The sequence below is a fragment of the Mycobacterium botniense genome, from assembly GCF_010723305.1.
In the GTDB taxonomy this organism is placed as follows: domain Bacteria; phylum Actinomycetota; class Actinomycetes; order Mycobacteriales; family Mycobacteriaceae; genus Mycobacterium; species Mycobacterium botniense.
This window is the reverse complement of the sequence record NZ_BLKW01000004.1, coordinates 1469284-1486719: the sequence shown is the minus strand read 5'-3', so window position 1 is coordinate 1486719 and position 17436 is coordinate 1469284. Positions and strand designations below refer to the sequence as shown.

The window sequence follows — 17436 nt, the reverse complement described above, 5'->3', positions numbered from 1 at the left end:
CCATGCAGTTTGACGCGGTCCTGCTGCTGTCTTTCGGCGGGCCGGAAGGGCCTGAACAGGTCCGGCCGTTCCTGGAGAACGTCACCCGCGGCCGCGGTGTGCCGCCGGAGCGCATCGACGAGGTCGCCGAGCATTATCTGCATTTCGGCGGGGTATCTCCGATCAACGCGATCAACCGCAGGCTGGTCGCGCAGCTCCGCGCAGAGCTGGTCGATCACGGCATGGATATTCCGGTGTATTTCGGCAACCGCAACTGGCAGCCGTACGTCGAAGATGTGGTTGCGACGATGCGGGACAACAACGTCAGCTGTGCTGCGGTGTTCACTACATCGGCGTGGAGCGGTTATTCGAGCTGCACACAATATGTCGAAGACATCGCCAGGGCGCGACGGCTGGCGGGTCTGGGGGCACCCGAGATGGTCAAGTTGCGACCGTACTTTGACCATCCGCTGTTTGTGGAGTTGTTCGCCGAAGCGATCGGTGCCGCCGCCCGGACCGTCGCGGCGGACGCGCGGTTGGTGTTCACCGCGCACTCGGTGCCGGTCGCTGCAGACGAGAGCTTCGGCCCCCGGCTGTACAGTCGCCAAGTCGCTTATGCCACAAGACTTGTCGCAGCTGCAGCCGGATACGACGATTACGATCTGGTGTGGCAGTCGCGGTCGGGTCCGCCGCAGGTCGCATGGCTGGAACCGGACGTCTCCGACCATCTGGCGGCGCTGGCCGATCGGGGCACCAAGGCGGTCGTCATCTGCCCGATCGGCTTTGTCGCTGACCATATCGAGGTGGTGTGGGATCTCGACCACGAGCTGCGCCGGCAGGCCGAAGCGTCGGGCATGGCTTTCGCCCGGGCCAGCACACCCAACGCCGATCCGCGATTCGCCCAGCTCGCAATCGCGTTGATCGACGAGCTACGGTCCGGCGGCGAGCCGGTCCGGGTATCCGGGCGTGATCCGGTCCCGGGTTGTGCGGCCAGTATCAACGGCGCGCCGTGCCGCCCGCCGCACTGCGTCGCGCAGCAGCACTCGACGCGGTGAACAGCCTCACTGCCAGGCCGAGCGCAAGATCGCGGCGGCGGCGGACATCCGCGCCGAACGGACCACGGCGGCCAGCGGTCGCAGCGCGTCGCTTGCGATCTGGGCCTCCGACACTGAGCGTTCGGCGCCGGGCAACCGGGTCAGCCCGGCGCTGACGGTGACGATCGCGTCGACGTGCGCCGCTTTCTCCAGCACCCGCAGCGCACGCGACGGGGCGTGATCGGGCGCCCGGTGTTGCCGTGACGATTCCAGCAGCTGGGCGACCAGTGCCCGCGGATCGGCGATCCCGCTGCAAAGGGATCCCAACCCGAGACCGTCGAGCGCATCAGCCGCCGAGCGCACCGCCGATCCCAGCGCGTATTCGGCTTCACCCAGCTCGTGGTAGTCGAGTACGGGCGCGCCGGGCAGCGAGTACACCGTCCACGACAAGGCACATAATTCGGGCGTACCCGCGCGGTCGTCGGCGTTGCGGTAGTCAAATTCGGGGACCAGGCCGACGGCTGCGGTGGGGTCGCTGGGATCGGCGACGATCACCGCTTCACCGACGGTCAGCGCGTCCCGCTCGAACTGGGTGCCCGCCGCCAGCCCGCGCACGTCGCCCGGTACGGGTGACACCACGCTGATCGGCGGGGCGGACGCTACCGGCGGCCCGGCCGCGGCGCGTAGCGTCTGCAGCAGTGACACCGCCCCGGAGTTGTCGACATCCGGCCACGGCAGCCCGGTATGACCCGCAGCAACCGCGTCGTAAGCTGTCACGGATTGTGTTGGCGCCCAACATGATAACGCATCAAGAACGTCATCGGGCGCTGCTCGTCCAGCAAGCCAGGCGTTGGCCCAGATCGACAGCGTTGCACTGGGGCACCACATGATCTCGGAGTTTAGTTGTTTGCCACGATCAACGCTGTTCACGCGTATTCTGACCGCATGCCTGAGGCCCTGATCTGGCTGGTCTTCGCGGTGGGGCTCGCGGGCGGGGAAGCGCTGACCGGCGACATGTCCTTGCTCATGCTGGCGGGCGGCGCGCTGGCCGCCGCCGCATCCAGTTGGCTGCTGGGCTGGCCGGTCTGGGCCGACGGAGTGGTGTTTCTGGTGGTCTCGGTGCTGCTCATCGCGGTGGTCCGCCCCGCGCTGCGGCGGCGGCTGGTCGCCCCTGCGGGACTGCAGACCGGTGTTCAGGCGCTGGAGGGTAAAAGCGCGCTGGTCATCGACCGCGTCGCCGGTGACCGCGGGCAAGTAAAGCTCGACGGCCAGCTGTGGACAGCCCGGCCATTCAACGACGGCGACATCTACGAGCCCGGCGAGCGGGTGACCGTCGTGCATATCGATGGCGCCACCGCCGTGGTCTGGAAGGACACCTAACGCCTGCGGAGTAACGCCTGTGGAGTAGAGCCTGTGGAGTAGAGCCTGTGGAGTAAAGAGAGGACATCATGCCAGGTGCGGTTGCGGGTCTGGTGTTGCTGGCTATCCTGGTGGGCTTCGCCGTCATCGTGGTGGCCAAATCGGTTGTGCTGATTCCGCAGGCCGAGGCCGCGGTCATCGAGCGGCTGGGCCGCTACAGCCGCACCGTCAGCGGACAGCTGACGGTGTTGGTGCCGTTCATCGACCGGATCCGGGCCCGGGTGGATTTGCGCGAGCGGGTAGTGTCGTTTCCGCCGCAGCCGGTGATCACTGAGGACAACCTGACCCTCAATATCGACACCGTGGTCTACTTTCAGGTCACCAATCCGCAGGCGGCGGTTTACGAAATCAGCAACTACATCGTCGGGGTCGAGCAGCTGACCACGACCACGCTGCGCAACGTGGTGGGCGGGCTGACACTGGAGCAGACGTTGACCTCGCGTGACGAGATCAACGGCCAGTTACGCGGTGTGCTCGATGAGGCAACCGGCCGCTGGGGGCTGCGGGTGGCGCGAGTGGAGCTGAAGGCCATCGACCCGCCGCCGTCGATCCAGGCGTCGATGGAAAAGCAGATGAAAGCCGACCGGGAAAAGCGCGCCATGATCCTCACCGCCGAAGGCACCCGGGAGGCGGCGATCAAAGAGGCCGAGGGACAGAAGCAGGCGCAGATCCTGGCGGCCGAAGGCGCCAAACAGGCCGCGATCCTGGCCGCGGAGGCCGATCGGCAATCCCGGATGCTGCGCGCCCAGGGAGAGCGGGCCGCGGCCTACCTGCAGGCGCAAGGTCAGGCCAAGGCCATCGAGAAAATATTCGCGGCGATCAAAGCCGGACGGCCCACCCCGGAGCTGCTGGCTTACCAGTATCTGCAGGTCCTGCCGCAGCTGGCCCAGGGCGAGGCCACCAAGGTGTGGGTGGTGCCCAGCGACTTCGGGGCTGCGTTGCAAGGGTTCACCAAACTGCTGGGTGCGCCCGGTGAGGATGGGGTGTACCGGTACCAACCGTCACCGGTGGAGCCGGATCTGCCCAAGCCCGAGGACGACAGCGAGGATGTCGCCGACTGGTTCAGCCTGCAGACCGATGCGGCGATTGCGCAGGCGGTGGCCAAGGCCGAAGCGGATGCCCGCAAACCGGTGGAGGGGGTGGCCGGGACGCCGCCGGCCGGCTCATGAGTGTGATGACAGAAACCTGTGCTGCGCCGAGCGGCAGTGGCTCAGGTTGACTGTTCCTCGTCGCCTCCGACGGCGTGGTGCGCTCACACACCACCTGCGGACCGCGACGTGCTTCTCGGCGAGCGCCGCGAAATCACAGACAGCACTGACCCGTGGCGCGGCGCCGGCCGTAGCGAACGCACCATTTCGTCGTCGACCGCCGTACTCGCCTACGCACTTTCCGATTGGCCGGCCGGCACCTGCTGCGCAAGAGCTTCCCGTGGACGGCCTGGCGCCTCCGGTGCCGGTGGCACCACCGGTCGTGCCGCTTCAGCCGTCGAACGTGAGCGTGCCCGTGCGAGAGAGCCGGACCATCCGCGAGCCCGTCCACGAGGTAGTGGTTGCCGGGGCTGGCCCCGGCCAGGCGGGCATGGCGGGTTCGGCGCTGGTCACCGCGGTTTCGGAAGGGGACTCAGCGGCGGCCACCGCGACCGATGACGCTCGGCCGCGCGACACGTGATCGGCCGGCCAGTTCGCGCTGGGCGGCGGCGCCCCCGGTGGCTTACGGACCGAGCAGCGTCGCGAAGAGCCCGCCGGGTCCACCGAAAAGCCCCGGCCCGCCGAAAATATCGGGTCGGCTCCGGACTGAGCACACCACCAGGATGGCGATCGCGGTGCCCAGTACCCACAGCCACCCCGGAGCCGGCGCAGCCCGTGATGGCTCCGCGGGGTAGCCGGCAGGGTGGCCGGCGGTGTCGGGGCTGTGCCGGCGGGAAAAGTCGTCGCGGGGTGGCCGCCGACTATGGGCACCCGCCCAGTAGGCGCCTGCCACGGCGGCCACGAGCAGCAGCACGATCACGGTCTGCCCTCCCGCTCTCGTCTCATCGGTGTCGGCGGCGGTTAGGCCGGTGGGGGCAGCGGCGCGCCCCAGGCCGGTGGGGGTGGAGGCGGCGGGCCCCACGGTCCCGGCGGTGGTGGGGGCGGAGGCCCCCAGGCCGGTGGAGGCGGCGGGCCCCACGGTCCCGGCGGTGGTGGGGGCGGCGGGCCCCAAGCTGGTGGGGGTGGGGGCGGCGGCCCCCAGGCCGGTGGCGGAACACCCGGCGGTGGTGGCGGCGGCGGCGGGATCGGGTCCCGTGGCGCCGACGGCCAGCTCAGCGGACCGCGGCGACCCGGGGGTGGGGCCGGCCAAGCCTGCGGGGGAGGCGGACTACCCGGTCCGAGTGCCGGGGCGGGGCGAAGGGCGAGTGGCTCCCGCGGCACGGCGGGAGGACTCCACGTCAGCAGAATTACGGCAGCGGCCGCGGCTGCGCCCATCACCAGGCCCACTACCGCTGCACCTGCCACGGTGGCGATGGGATGGCGGCGGGCCGCTTCGCTCACGCCCACCCAGCGGCGACGAGGGGGTTGTGCAGGCGGGGCCGACGTCTGGTCCGGCCGGAGCATGTCTGCCCCGGTGTTGATGTCGTTGTTATCGGAGCTCATACGCTGTCCCATACGGTTGAGGGTCTACCGGCGGACCATAGCCAGCCTAGTTGAAGTGAACCTGAAGAATCCCGCGCCACTCGTTTCTTCAGGCTGATTTCAGGGATGCGGCGCTAACGGCGCTAACAATGAACCATGCCCAGTAGCTGGCGCGACCATCGGCGCACTGCGCCGCGGGTGCTTGTGGTGGAAGATTCGGAAACTATCCGCGAGATGGTCGCCGAAGCATTAACCGAGGTCGGATACCACACCGAGGCCCGCGCCGACGGCGACGGGCTGGAGGAGCTTCTCGACGGTCTGCGTCCTGACCTGGTGGTGCTGGATGTGATGCTGCCGGGTCGAGACGGATTTGCGCTGATCGACGTCATCCGCGAATGGGGCGATGCCGGGATCGTGATGATCACCGCCCGTGATGCCCTCTCGGACCGAGTGCGCGGTCTGGACAGCGGAGCAGACGATTACGTGGTCAAACCATTCGAACTCGTCGAACTGCTCTCGCGGGTCGGCGCGGTCCTGCGCCGGCGCGGACGGCTGCCTCAGGTGGTGCAGGTCGGTGACCTGATCCTGGACGTGGAAGCCGGTGTCGCCGCCCGTGATGGTCATCGCCTGGAGCTGACCGCCACAGAGCTACGGCTGTTGGCTTTTCTCGTCGAACAGCGCGGCCGGATCGTCAGCGCCAGCCAGATTCTTCGCGCGGTGTGGGGATATGACGCCTACGACACCAACCTGGTGCAGGTACACATCAGCGGACTACGACGCAAACTCGAAGCGCACGGCCCGCGTATCGTGCACACCGTCCGCGGTATCGGCTATCGCCTGCAGCCACCGCGGCCATGATCCCCGGTGCCTCTCCGGATCCGCCGACGCCGACACCGTCTCTGCGGTACCGGGTGACGTTGATGGTGCTGGGGCTACTGACGGTGTTACTGGTGATCCTCGGGGTCGTCGTCGACGTGAGCGTGGGTGCACAAGCACGACGCAATCTGCACGACCGGCTGATCGCGGCCACATCGCGCGCCGACGCGCTGGCGCTCGCTCGAACTCCGCCGGGCCAGATTGCGGCCGAACTCAACGGTGGTAGTGTGCGGGCGCTACTCGTCGGCCCCGACGGTGCCACCTACGGGGATCCGGCGATCAGCCCAGACACCACCGCCGGCCCCACCGTCCCGCCACCGCCGCCGTGGGGCCCGCCGCCCCCGCCACCACCAGCCTGGGGTCCGCCGCCCCCGCCACCACCCCCGCCGCCGTGGGGTCCGCCGCCCCCGCCGCCGCGTCCGGATGCCACCGCCACGGTGGTGGTGCACCCGCTGCCGACTGGCGGACGGGTGATCCTGGTGGCCGATACCACGCAAACCACCCAAGTGACACACCAGCTGCGCCGGCTCATGATCGGAGCCGGCGTGGCGACTCTTCTGGTGGCCGCTCTGTTGCTCGTGGCCGCGAGCCGGGCGGCCCTGCGGCCGCTGGATCGGCTCACCGCGCTAGCCAAGGACATCGCTACCGGTGACCGCGGTCGGCGGCTGCGCCCTGACCGTCCCGACACGGAGCTTGGCCGCGCGGCAAGCGCATTCGACGGGATGCTCGACGCCCTGGAAGCCTCCGAGCGCCAGGCTCAGCACGCCGCGGAAGCGGCGCAGCGTGCCGAGACGGCCACCCGGCGGTTCCTCGTCGACGCCGCTCACGAACTGCGCACCCCCATAGCAGGTATCCAAGCCGCGGCTGAACAGCTTGCCGGCAATGCCGGCCAAGATCCGGCCGGGCGTCGCCAATACCGGCGGGCCACGCTGCTGCTGTCCGACGCTCGCCGCGCCGCCCGACTGGTCGCCGACATGCTTGATCTCAGCCGCATCGACGCCGGCCTGGCGCTGGACGTGCAAGACGTCGACCTCGCCGCCCTTATCGAGGCCGAAGCCGACCGGACCGCCATGCTGGCACCCCAGCTGACCATCACGCGCAGCGGACCGACCGCGCTGGTCGTCCCGGCTGATCCCACCCGGTTGGCGCAGATCTTGTCCAATCTGCTCGACAACGCACGTCGCTATACCCCGCCGAACGGCCGGATCAGTATCGACCTGCGGCGGTGTGCGGAGCACGCCACCGGTCGCGAACTCGCGGAGGTCACCGTTACCGACACCGGCCCGGGGATTCCCGACGACGAGCGGGAGCGCATCTTCGAACGACTGGTGCGCCTGGACACCGCCCGCAGCCGTGACCGGGGCGGCGCCGGACTGGGTTTGCCCATCGCACGCGCACTCGCCCGCGCCCACGGCGGCGACTTGGTCTGCCTGCCCCATGAGGGCGGCGCACGATTCCAGCTGACACTACCTGCCACTGCGGCGAGATCGTGAGGTGTTCGCCCCGCGGCGCTGCTGGCGGTGCCGGTAAATTTCGTAGCCCAGCACGCTCACACCGACAGCGGCCGTGCACGCCGACACCAGGTACAGCAGCGGGTTGACCCGGCCGGTCAGCGCGTCACCCAAGATCACCACGGCGACCGTTCCCGGTGTCACGCCTGCCAGCGTGGCCAGCAGGTAAGGCAATACCCGCACGGCTGACGCGCCCGCAGCATAGTTGAGCACGGAAAACGGCACGGCGGGGATCAGGCGCAGCGACAAGATAGCCGGCCAGCCGCGGTCCCGCAGACGCGCGTCGACGCTCTGGACCGCCGCGTGCCGCACCAGACGGCTCAGCTGCCAACCGGCCGCGCGCACCAGCAGCAGCGCGATCAGCGCGCTGGCCGTACTGGCCGCGACCGCCAGCACGACACCGAGCAGCGGACCGAACAGCAGCCCGGCGGCCAGGGTGAACGCGGTGCGCGGGAATGGCAGCACTGTCACGACGATATGCGCGGTGAGGAACGCCAGCGGAAACCACGGTCCCGCCGAGGTTGCCCAGTCCCGCAATTGCACCGCGGTGGGACGAGGCACAAGCACCGCCACAGCGACCAGGGCGACGAGCACGCCGGTGGTCACGGTCATCCGCCGCGGGGACAGCTGGCGTGTCGTTGCGACCAGCGAAGCGCCCATACTGCGCAGGGTGCAGATCACCGTGCTGGCGGCGGGCGCGCTCACACAGCACAGGTTAAAGGCCCTTGACAACGATGGCGTCGCCCAGGCGTTTCGCAGAGCCGGTCGCTTCCAAGTCGCTGATCGCGATCAATTAGCCTGAGTGACAAAAGGCAAGGATCTTGTCAACGGCGATCATCGCCCCATGCTGTGACCACAGGAGCCGCCGGTGTCCATCGACATGTCCGCCGACAACCTGGCGCAGGCCCGCGCCCGATGGCGTACGGCGGTGACCGAGGTGCTCAGCAAAAGCCGTCATCGCAGCGAGCTCGGCGACGAGCCCGAGCGGCTGCTGGAAACTCCGACATACGAGGGGTTCGCGATCCGCGCGCTCTACACCGCGCTTGACGAAATGCCGGAGCCGCCGTTACCCGGCCAGTGGCCTTTCGTGCGTGGCGCTGACGCCGCACGCGGCGTCGCCGGCGGCTGGAAGGTCGCCGAGCTGTTTCCAACCCAGGGCGCCGACGACAACGCTGCTGTGCTCAGCGCGCTCACCAACGGGGTCAGCGCGCTGGTGCTTCGGGTGGGGGAATCGGGCGTGGCGCCGGGTCAGCTCGGCCGGCTCCTGGACGGCGTCTATCTGGAACTGGTGCCGCTGATCGTGGACGCCGGCGCTGACTACACGATGGCGGCCGACGCGGTGCTGGGGCTGATGTCCTCGGTGACACCTGAACAGCGGGCGACGCTGTCGGTCGACCTGGGGGCCGACCCGCTGAGCGCGCCGCTGAGCGGACGTCCCGCCCCGTCTGTCGACCAGGTGGTCGCGGTCGCGCAGAAAATCGCCGCTGGCCGCGGCGTGCGGGCGATCACGGTCGACGGCCCGGCATTTCACAACCTGGGCGCTAACGCGTCGTGGGAGCTCGCCGGCAGCATCGCTGCCGCGGTGGCCTACCTTCGGACACTGGACGAATCTGGGATTTCAGTCTCAGACGCATTGCGCCAGATCAGTTTTCGACTCAGTGCTGACGACGACCAGTTCATGACGATCGCCAAGATACGGGCGGCCCGGCAACTGTGGGCGCGGGTAGGTGAAGTTCTCGGCGACCCGGCCGGCGCGGCGGCCATCGTGCACGCCGAGACATCGTTTCCGATGATGACCCAGCGAGATCCGTGGGTGAACATGCTGCGCACCACGGTGGCGGCTTTTAGCGCCGGAGTGGGCGGCGCCGACACGGTGCGAGTACTGCCGTTCGACGCGGCGATCCCGGACGGTTACCCGGGCACGGGACCGAATTTTGCCCGCCGGATCGCCCGCAACACGCAGCTGCTGCTGCTGGAAGAGTCCCACATCGGCCGAGTGCTGGATCCCGCGGGCGGATCGTGGTTCGTGGAGAACCTCACCGAACAGCTCGCCCAGCGTGCTTGGCAACTTTTTCAAGACGTCGAAGCCCGCGGGGGATTCGTCGATGCCTGCGACTACATCGGTGGTCAGATCGCCGAGATCGCCGCCCGCCGCGCCGATGACATCGCCCATCGCCGTCTTGCGATCACCGGGGTCAACGAATACCCGAACCTGGACGAACCGGTTCTGTCGCCGGGCGGTTCGGCGATCAAACGCTACGCGGCGGAATTCGAGGCTTTGCGGGATCGCTCGGATGCCTATCTCCAGCGCACCGGATCTCGTCCGCGCGTGTTGTTGCTGCCGCTGGGTCCGCTGGCCGAGCACAATGTCCGGGCGACGTTTGCGGCCAACCTGTTGGCATCCGGTGGTATCGAAGCAGTCAACCCCGGGCCCGTCGACGCTGGAAGTGTCGCCCATGCCCTCTCGGTGAACGGTTCAATTGATGTCGTGGTGGTTTGCGGCACCGATGACCGCTACCGCACAGAAGCGCCCGGCGTCGTGGAGGCGGCCCGCCGCGCCGGGGTGTCGCGGATCTACCTGGCCGGGCCAAAAACCGTGCTGGACGGTTCTGACCATCTTCCCGATGAGTATTTAACTGCGAAAATCAATGCAGTCCAAGTTCTTTCGAATCTGTTGACCCGATTGGGGGCCTAGGCGAGATGACTGCGAGTATGTCTGCTATCGGCAGTTTTGCCGATGTCCCGCTACACGGAGCGCATGCGGACAAAAAGGCGACCGCAGCGGCCCTCACCACGCCTACTGCAAAAACCGCGGCACCGCATGGCTACACAGCAGACGAACTTGAATGGCACACACCCGAAGGCATTGCTGTCAAATCCGTCTACGTCGCCGCCGATCGAGACGTCGCCGTCCGCGAGGGCTACCCGCTGAACAGCTTTCCGGGCGAGCCGCCTTACATCCGGGGCCCTTACCCGACAATGTATGTCACTCAGCCGTGGACCATCCGCCAATATGCCGGGTTTTCCACTGCCGCGGACTCGAACGCGTTTTACCGCCGCAACCTCGCAGCCGGCCAGAAGGGCCTGTCGGTGGCGTTCGACCTGGCCACTCACCGCGGCTACGACTCTGACCATCCCCGAGTGCAGGGCGATGTCGGAATGGCAGGTGTGGCAATCGATTCCATCCTCGACATGCGCGAGTTGTTCGACGGTATCGACTTGTCGAAAGTATCGGTGTCGATGACGATGAACGGCGCCGTGTTGCCGGTGCTCGCGCTGTATGTGGTAGCCGCCGAAGAACAGGGTGTCCCCCCGGAGAAGCTCGCCGGCACCATCCAGAACGACATCCTCAAAGAATTCATGGTCCGCAACACCTACATCTACCCGCCGAAACCGTCGATGCGGATCATCTCCGACATCTTCGCCTACACCAGCGCCAAGATGCCCAAGTTCAACTCCATTTCCATTTCCGGCTATCACATGCAAGAGGCCGGCGCCACAGCGGATTTAGAGCTGGCCTACACGCTGGCCGATGGGGTGGACTACGTCAAGGCGGGCCTGGACGCGGGATTGCACATCGACCAGTTCGCGCCGCGGCTGTCGTTCTTCTGGGGTATCGGGATGAACTTCTTCATGGAGGTCGCCAAACTCCGGGCAGGCCGGCTGCTGTGGAGCGAGCTGGTCGCGCAGTTCGGTCCGAAGAACCCTAAATCGCTGTCGTTGCGCACACATTCGCAGACTTCAGGCTGGTCGCTGACTGCCCAGGATCCCTTCAACAACGTCGCCCGCACCTGCATCGAGGCGATGGCCGCGGCGCAGGGTCACACCCAGTCGCTGCACACCAACGCGCTCGATGAGGCGCTGGCGCTGCCTACCGATTTTTCGGCGCGCATCGCGCGCAACACCCAGCTGTTGCTGCAACAGGAATCGGGCATCACCAGGCCGATCGATCCTTGGGCTGGCTCGTATTTCGTGGAGTGGCTGACGTATCGGCTCGCGCAGAAGGCTCGTACCCACCTGGCCGAGGTGGCCGAGCACGGCGGCATGGCGCAGGCCATCAGTGACGGCATCCCGAAGCTGCGTATCGAAGAGGCCGCCGCGCGCACCCAAGCGCGCATCGACTCCGGACGTCAGACGGTGATCGGGGTCAACAAGTATCAGATCGATGAGGACCATCCGATTGAGGTTCTCAAGGTCGACAACAGTCGGGTGCGCGCCGAGCAGCTGGCCAAACTTCAACAACTGCGAGCCAACCGGGATCAGGACGCCGTGGACAAGGCACTGGCAGAGCTGACGCGCGCGGCCGCCGCCACCGGGCCGGCCGGGGCCGATGGGCTGGGTAACAACCTGCTCGCGCTGGCCATCGACGCCGCCCGGGCCCAAGCCACCGTCGGGGAGATCTCCGAAGCGCTGGAAAAAGTCTACGGACGCCACCAAGCTGAGATTCGGACGCTCGCAGGCATCTACCGTGATGAGGCTGGAAACGTGACCAGTATCGCCAAGGCCACTGAACTGGTCCAGAAGTTCGCCGAGGCGGACGGTCGGCGGCCGCGGATTTTGGTGGCCAAGATCGGTCAGGATGGCCACGACCGGGGGCAGAAGGTGATTGCGACGGCGTTCGCCGACCTCGGGTTCGACGTCGACGTCGGCTCGCTCTTCTCCACGCCCGACGAGGTCGCCCGCCAGGCAGCCGACAATGATGTGCACGTCATCGGCGTGTCGTCGCTGGCCGCCGGGCATTTGACGCTGGTGCCCGCCCTGCGTGACGCGCTCGCCGGGGTGGGCCGGCCCGACATCATGATCGTGGTCGGCGGCGTCATCCCACCCGGCGACTACGACGAACTGTACGCCGCCGGAGCCGCCGCGATCTTTCCGCCCGGCACCGTCATCGCAGATGCCGCAATCGACTTGCTGCACAAGCTTGCCGACCGGCTGGGCTACACGCTCACCTAGATGGCAACCAACAACTTTGACACTGTCGAGGACTTGGCGGCGGCTCTGCGCAGAGGCGACCGTGCAGCGCTGCCGCGGGCCATCACGTTAGTAGAGTCCACCCGCAGCGATCATCGCGAGCAAGCCCAGCAATTGCTGCTCGCACTGACTCCGGATTCCGGGAAGGCCCACCGAGTCGGGATCACCGGTGTGCCCGGTGTGGGCAAGTCAACGGCGATCGAAGCGCTGGGAATGTATCTGGTCGACCACGGCCATCGGGTTGCGGTACTGGCCGTCGACCCGTCATCGACCCGCAGCGGTGGTTCGATCCTCGGCGATAAAACCCGGATGGCGCGGCTGGCAGTACACCCGAACGCCTACATCCGGCCCTCGCCAACCGCGGGCACGCTCGGAGGTGTCGCCAGGGCGACCCGTGAAACCATTGTGCTGTTGGAAGGCACGGGCTTCGACGTGATCCTGGTCGAAACCGTTGGGGTCGGTCAGTCCGAGGTTGCGGTGGCCAACATGGTCGACACATTCGTGCTACTGACCCTTGCGCGCACCGGTGATCAGTTGCAGGGCATCAAGAAAGGGGTGCTCGAACTGGCCGATATCGTCGTAGTGAACAAGGCCGACGGCGAGCACCTCGGTGAAGCACGGTCAGCTGCACGTGACCTCTCGGCAGCTATCCGTATGATCTATCCGCGTGAAACCCTTTGGAAACCACCAGTTCTCACCATGAGTGCGGTCGAAGGGACCGGGCTCACACAGTTGTGGGACACGGTCGAACGTCACCGACGGGTGCTCACTGAGGCTGGTGAGTTCGAGGCGCGCCGGCGAGCGCAGCAGGTCGACTGGACCTGGCAGTTGGTTCGTGACACGGTGCTGGACCGAGTGCTGTCCAATCCCGCTGTGCGCGAAATCCGCGCCGACGTCGAACGGCGGGTGCTGGCGGGCGAACTGACCCCGGCTTTGGCTGCGCAGCAAATACTTCAGGTTGCGTCAGTTTAACAGAAAGGTAACTTGAGGTTTGTTTGCCAGCCACGCGGGTAAATTTGACACTGTGACACAACAGACCCGCGGCCGTCGCAGCGGTGCGCTTCCCCGCGGTGTCCACGGCGCAGCGGACCCGCACTTTGCCTGCGCCGTCCGCAGCTTCGCCAGCTTGTTCCCGGGGCGCCGGTTCGGCGGTGGCGCGATGGCGGTGTATCTCGAGGGTGTACCGGTCGTCGACGTCTGGATGGGGTGGTCTGACCGGCGTGGACAGGTGCCCTGGACGGCAGACACCGGCGCCATGGTGTTCTCGGCGACGAAGGGGATGAGCTCGACCGTCATTCACCGGTTGGTGGACCGAGGGTTGATCGACTACGACGCCCCGGTTGCCGAGTATTGGCCGGAGTTCGGCGCGAACGGTAAAGCCGCCATCACGGTGCGCACAGTGATGCGGCACCGCGCCGGGTTGTCATCGTTGAATGGCGCCACCCGAGACGACTTGCTGAACCACAGATTGATGGAAGAGCAGCTTGCCGCGGCGCCACCGGGCCGGTTGCTGGGCAAACCCGCGTATCACGCACTCACCTACGGCTGGCTGATGTCGGGTCTGGCGCGGGCGGTCACCGGCAAGGGCATGCGTGACTTGATCCGCGAGGAGCTTGCCGAGCCGTTGGGCACCGACGGTTTGCATCTGGGCCGGCCGCCGGCTGAGGCGCCCACCCGCGCCGCACAGATCATCATGCCGCAGAGCCGCAACCGTAACCCCGTCTTCGACTTCGTCGCGCCTCGAATCGCGTCGCTGCAGACCTCAGCCGGATTCGGCGCAATGTACTTTCCCGGCATGAGAGCCGTTGTTCAGGGAGATATCCCGCTGCTTGACGCGGAAATCCCCGCGGCCAACGGGGTCGCGACGGCACGCGGGCTGGCACGGATGTACGGTGCCATCGCCAACGGTGGTGAGATTGACGGTGTCCGGTTTCTCTCCCGCAGGCTGGTGGACGGTCTGACTGGTCGACGCAATCTGCGCCTGGACCGCAACCTGTTCGTACCCTTGGGTTTTCACCTCGGTTACCACACAATTTTCGTGCCCGGCCTGATGCCGGGCTTCGGCCACGCCGGGCTGGGCGGATCGTTGGGCTGGGCAGATCCGGCGAGCGGGTTGGCGTTCGCGTTCGTTCATAACCGGCTGCTGTCGCCGTTTGTGGTACTGGATCACACCGGGTTCGTCGCCGTGCACACAATGATCCGCTACGGCGCCGCCCAGGCGCGCAAGAACGGTTTTCACAGGGTGCCCGAGTTCGGCGCACCGTTCCGCCAGCCAGGAGCAGTCGCGGGCTAAGCCGCCCTACCGCGTGGGTCTTCCAACCGGAAACCAGCTCTGAGAATAACCCGAAACTGCGTGATGGAACCGCTCTCCACGTCGCCGCACACGGACTCACGGCAAACCAGCCCCGGCGGATAACCGGTCGATTCGTGGGCCGCGAAGATAACTGCTTGTTTGAGACTATACGAAAACGATTGCGCTACAAGCCCATTCAGCCCGCTATCTCACGGCGATCTCAGTTCAGAGCTGAGGTTAAACTTCGAAGCAGTTGTTGTGCAAGCGGTTTGCCCACACGCTGTTAGCTCAGTAGTTGTTGCAGGTGTTGGCGATCTGCACCACGAGCCCAGCGTACTGCTGAGCCCGCGGCATGCTTTGTACCTGCTGGATCATTCGCTGGCGCTGGTCCGGCGGGGAGTCGAGAAAGGTGCGCAGCCAGGACTGCGCCACCGGCGATGCGTTGAACTGCGCGGCAGCTGCCGGATCTTGCGCATTCAGCGCCGCCACCGCCTGCGAATAACTGCACGTGGTATTGATGACCTGATCCATACCGGGATCCGCGGACGCGACCCCGATTCCGGCAGTCACCGACACCACCAGAGCGCCAACTGCCACAGGCAGTCTGGTCAGCAGCTTGGTCATGCGGACACCTCCCAGCTTGCGCGCCGCCGAACGCTGGATTGAGATGACATCAGCGCAGCGGTCGCCGTCTTGGCCCCAGGCTAGCAGGTTCTCTTCGAGTCCGTCATCTCCTGCGGATGTGCCTCAGATCCTATTCATCATGTCATCACCGGGAATCACAGCAGAATCACAGAGGAATCACAGAAGACGTTGTCAGCACAGAGCAGTCCGAAGGTCATCGTGGGAGCCCGCTGACTGCCCAACGACGTCCGCCGGATAAGACAGACTGACCGCCGAGCCGCGGATCTGGGGGATTTGGATTTGTGATGACGAGCGAGATCAGGAGCTCCTTGTCATCGATTGGGTGACGGACGATTCGATGGGTTGCACGCTCTGACATCGCTGTTATGTGTTTATGCGGCGGCCCGTCAGGGTGTGGGGGACCCAGGAATCGCATTGCCCGCGGCCGGCCCGGCCAGGCCCGTGACAGCCATTTCCGATCGTGCCGCCCCGCTCGCCGCGACCGCCGGCGCGGCACTGACGTTGGCGGCCGGTGACACGAGGGCGGTTCCGGTGCCCGCGGCCCAGCTCGGCGGCACCGACAATCCGCCGACCGAGCCCGCCTGGCCCACACTCGCCGACACCGCCGGATTGCCCATGCCCAGGATTCCCGGGCCTCCCAAGCCCGCCAGGATCGATTGCAGTGGGCCCGGACCGAACTCGTACTGCAAGTCCTGCACTGTGTGGATCGCGCGCGCCGCAGAGGTGGCCCATGTGGACCACGAGGTGGAGGCCGAGACAGGCTCGTAGGCAGCGGGCCCCAGGAAGGTCGCCGCTGTGGGCAGGTGCGGCGACGTGAGCCCATGCAGTGCAGACGACACTGCGGCCATCAGCTGCGTCAGCGGGGTGTGCGCGTGGGAGGCGGCGGAGGTAGCGGAGGCCTGGGCTACTGCGGCGAATTGGCCAGCCAGCCCGGCCAGGTTGGTGGTGGGCGGTGGGGGAGTGAACGGCGTCAACGTCGACGCGGCGGACGAGGCGCCCGCATAGCCGTACATGGCGGCGGCGTCTTGGGCCCACATTTCGGCGTAATGTGCTTCGGTGGCTGCGATTGCCGGGGTGTTCTGACCGAAAAAGTTCGTCGCGACCAGCGCCATCAACAGGGCGCGGTTAGCCGCGATTACTGCCGGGTGCACCGTCATTGCAAAAGCCGCCTCGTACGCGGCCGCTGCTGCTCTGGCCTGGGTGGCTGCCTGCTCGGCCTGCGCGGCAGTGGCGGAAAGCCATGTCACATAGGGGGCGGCCGCAGCCGCCATCGATACCGACGACGGACCCACCCACGGCCCGGCGGTCAGCTCCGACACCACCGAGCCGTAAGACGCTGCCGCGGAGTGCAGTTCGATGGCCAGACCGTCCCAAGCGCTGGCTGCGGCCAGCATGGGCCCTGCGCCCGGACCGGAATACATCCTGCCCGAGTTGACCTCCGGGGGTAGCATCGCGAAATCCATTGTCGCACTTTATCCTTAGAGGGCAACAGCGCTAGTGTCCTCAGTAGCTGCATACGAACAGGCGCTGGGCTGCCGGAATGTCCTAGACGTTTGAGTTTGGACCCAGTGTACGTCGGCTGGGCGGTGCAGCTGAGCCAAACTTTTGCCTCGCCGGGATGTCGGCGGTTTCACGTCGAGCAGCGTCCTCGTTGTGTGAGCGATTCCCAGCATCTCGATATTGTCGGGGATGACGGGTCCCTGCGCGACCGGAGTCGGCGGTTCCGTGGACCAGCCGGGCCGGGCAGTCACGGATCAGTTCGTAAGACCGGAATTTCGTTCGACATCAGCGGCGGCGAGCGTTAGGACACCCCGCGGAGACACCTGGCCTGCTTCGACGATTCTGCACCAGCCTGCCCGCGGGTGGGAGGTGGCACATGTCAGGCCGTACGCTTTGTTTGCTGGGGGACTGGCAGCAACCGCCGGTGTCGTGGCGCTGACCGCGATGAGGGATCCGGCCGGCGCGCACGCGGACATCTCCACCGACGATCCGCCCACCATCGGATTGGTCATGGGCCCCAGCGGCCAACCACTGCCCAACGACGATGTACCCGGCTATGGGCACGCGGCGAATCAGCTCTACATCCACCCCCTTTTCCC

General features: G+C 66.8%; 14 protein-coding genes. 9 read left to right on the top strand and 5 right to left on the bottom strand.

The features are described 5' to 3' along the window. Positions 1-2 precede the first annotated feature (2 nt). A complete protein-coding gene (locus tag G6N08_RS16815; protein ID WP_163759121.1) occupies positions 3-1034 on the top strand; it encodes a ferrochelatase in 1032 nt (343 codons plus the stop codon). A gap of 6 nt (positions 1035-1040) precedes the next feature. On the opposite strand, the gene G6N08_RS16810 is transcribed toward G6N08_RS16815, so the two are convergent. After that, positions 1041-1901: an Rv1486c family protein gene (locus G6N08_RS16810; protein WP_163759119.1), complete on the bottom strand. Its 861-nt coding sequence runs from the start codon at positions 1899-1901 to the stop codon at positions 1041-1043. 57 nt (positions 1902-1958) lie between these two features. Between G6N08_RS16810 and G6N08_RS16805 the strand changes: the two genes are divergently transcribed. Together G6N08_RS16805 and G6N08_RS16800 are read left to right on the top strand one after the other, a co-directional pair. Further along, complete coding sequence (locus tag G6N08_RS16805; RefSeq protein ID WP_163759118.1) at positions 1959-2393, top strand: NfeD family protein; 435 nt, start codon at positions 1959-1961, stop codon at positions 2391-2393. A 68-nt stretch (positions 2394-2461) separates the two neighbouring features. After that, positions 2462-3601, top strand: a complete 1140-nt coding sequence (locus G6N08_RS16800; protein WP_163759116.1) for an SPFH domain-containing protein — start codon at positions 2462-2464, stop codon at positions 3599-3601. 541 nt (positions 3602-4142) lie between these two features. Here G6N08_RS16800 and G6N08_RS20880 read toward each other — a convergent pair. Further along, complete coding sequence (locus G6N08_RS20880) at positions 4143-4769, bottom strand: hypothetical protein (RefSeq protein ID WP_163759114.1); 627 nt, start codon at positions 4767-4769, stop codon at positions 4143-4145. Positions 4770-5197: 428 nt separating this feature from the next. Here G6N08_RS20880 and G6N08_RS16790 point away from each other — a divergent pair, with 428 nt between their 5' ends. Then, positions 5198-5899, top strand: coding sequence for a response regulator transcription factor (locus tag G6N08_RS16790; protein ID WP_163759112.1), 702 nt, complete (start codon positions 5198-5200; stop codon positions 5897-5899). Then, the gene (locus tag G6N08_RS16785) at positions 5896-7410 is read left to right on the top strand and encodes a HAMP domain-containing sensor histidine kinase (RefSeq protein ID WP_163759110.1); all 1515 of its coding nucleotides are present in this window, start codon (positions 5896-5898) and stop codon (positions 7408-7410) included. The genes G6N08_RS16790 and G6N08_RS16785 overlap by 4 nt, the downstream gene beginning before the upstream one ends. Here the strand turns inward: G6N08_RS16785 and G6N08_RS16780 are convergent. Next, the gene (locus G6N08_RS16780; RefSeq protein ID WP_163760794.1) at positions 7384-8088 is read right to left on the bottom strand and encodes a TVP38/TMEM64 family protein; all 705 of its coding nucleotides are present in this window, start codon (positions 8086-8088) and stop codon (positions 7384-7386) included. The genes G6N08_RS16785 and G6N08_RS16780 overlap by 27 nt on opposite strands. A gap of 208 nt (positions 8089-8296) precedes the next feature. Between G6N08_RS16780 and mutA the strand changes: the two genes are divergently transcribed. From mutA to lipL, 4 genes are read left to right on the top strand one after another with little or no spacing between them, the layout of a single operon-like run. Further along, the gene (gene mutA, locus G6N08_RS16775; protein ID WP_163759108.1) at positions 8297-10123 is read left to right on the top strand and encodes a methylmalonyl-CoA mutase small subunit; all 1827 of its coding nucleotides are present in this window, start codon (positions 8297-8299) and stop codon (positions 10121-10123) included. 5 nt (positions 10124-10128) lie between these two features. Then, positions 10129-12381: a methylmalonyl-CoA mutase gene (gene scpA, locus G6N08_RS16770; RefSeq protein ID WP_163759106.1), complete on the top strand. Its 2253-nt coding sequence runs from the start codon at positions 10129-10131 to the stop codon at positions 12379-12381. Then, positions 12382-13371: a methylmalonyl Co-A mutase-associated GTPase MeaB gene (meaB, locus tag G6N08_RS16765; RefSeq protein ID WP_163759104.1), complete on the top strand. Its 990-nt coding sequence runs from the start codon at positions 12382-12384 to the stop codon at positions 13369-13371. Positions 13372-13423: 52 nt separating this feature from the next. Further along, entirely contained in the window at positions 13424-14692 is a 1269-nt protein-coding gene (lipL, locus tag G6N08_RS16760; RefSeq protein WP_163759102.1) for an esterase/beta-lactamase LipL, read from the top strand. 288 nt (positions 14693-14980) lie between these two features. Here lipL and G6N08_RS16755 read toward each other — a convergent pair whose 3' ends face one another. Together G6N08_RS16755 and G6N08_RS16750 are read right to left on the bottom strand one after the other, a co-directional pair. Then, positions 14981-15316, bottom strand: coding sequence for a hemophore-related protein (locus G6N08_RS16755; protein WP_163759100.1), 336 nt, complete (start codon positions 15314-15316; stop codon positions 14981-14983). Positions 15317-15723: 407 nt separating this feature from the next. Beyond that, positions 15724-16800, bottom strand: coding sequence for a PPE family protein (locus G6N08_RS16750; protein ID WP_163759098.1), 1077 nt, complete (start codon positions 16798-16800; stop codon positions 15724-15726). Between the last annotated feature and the right edge of the window lie 636 nt (positions 16801-17436).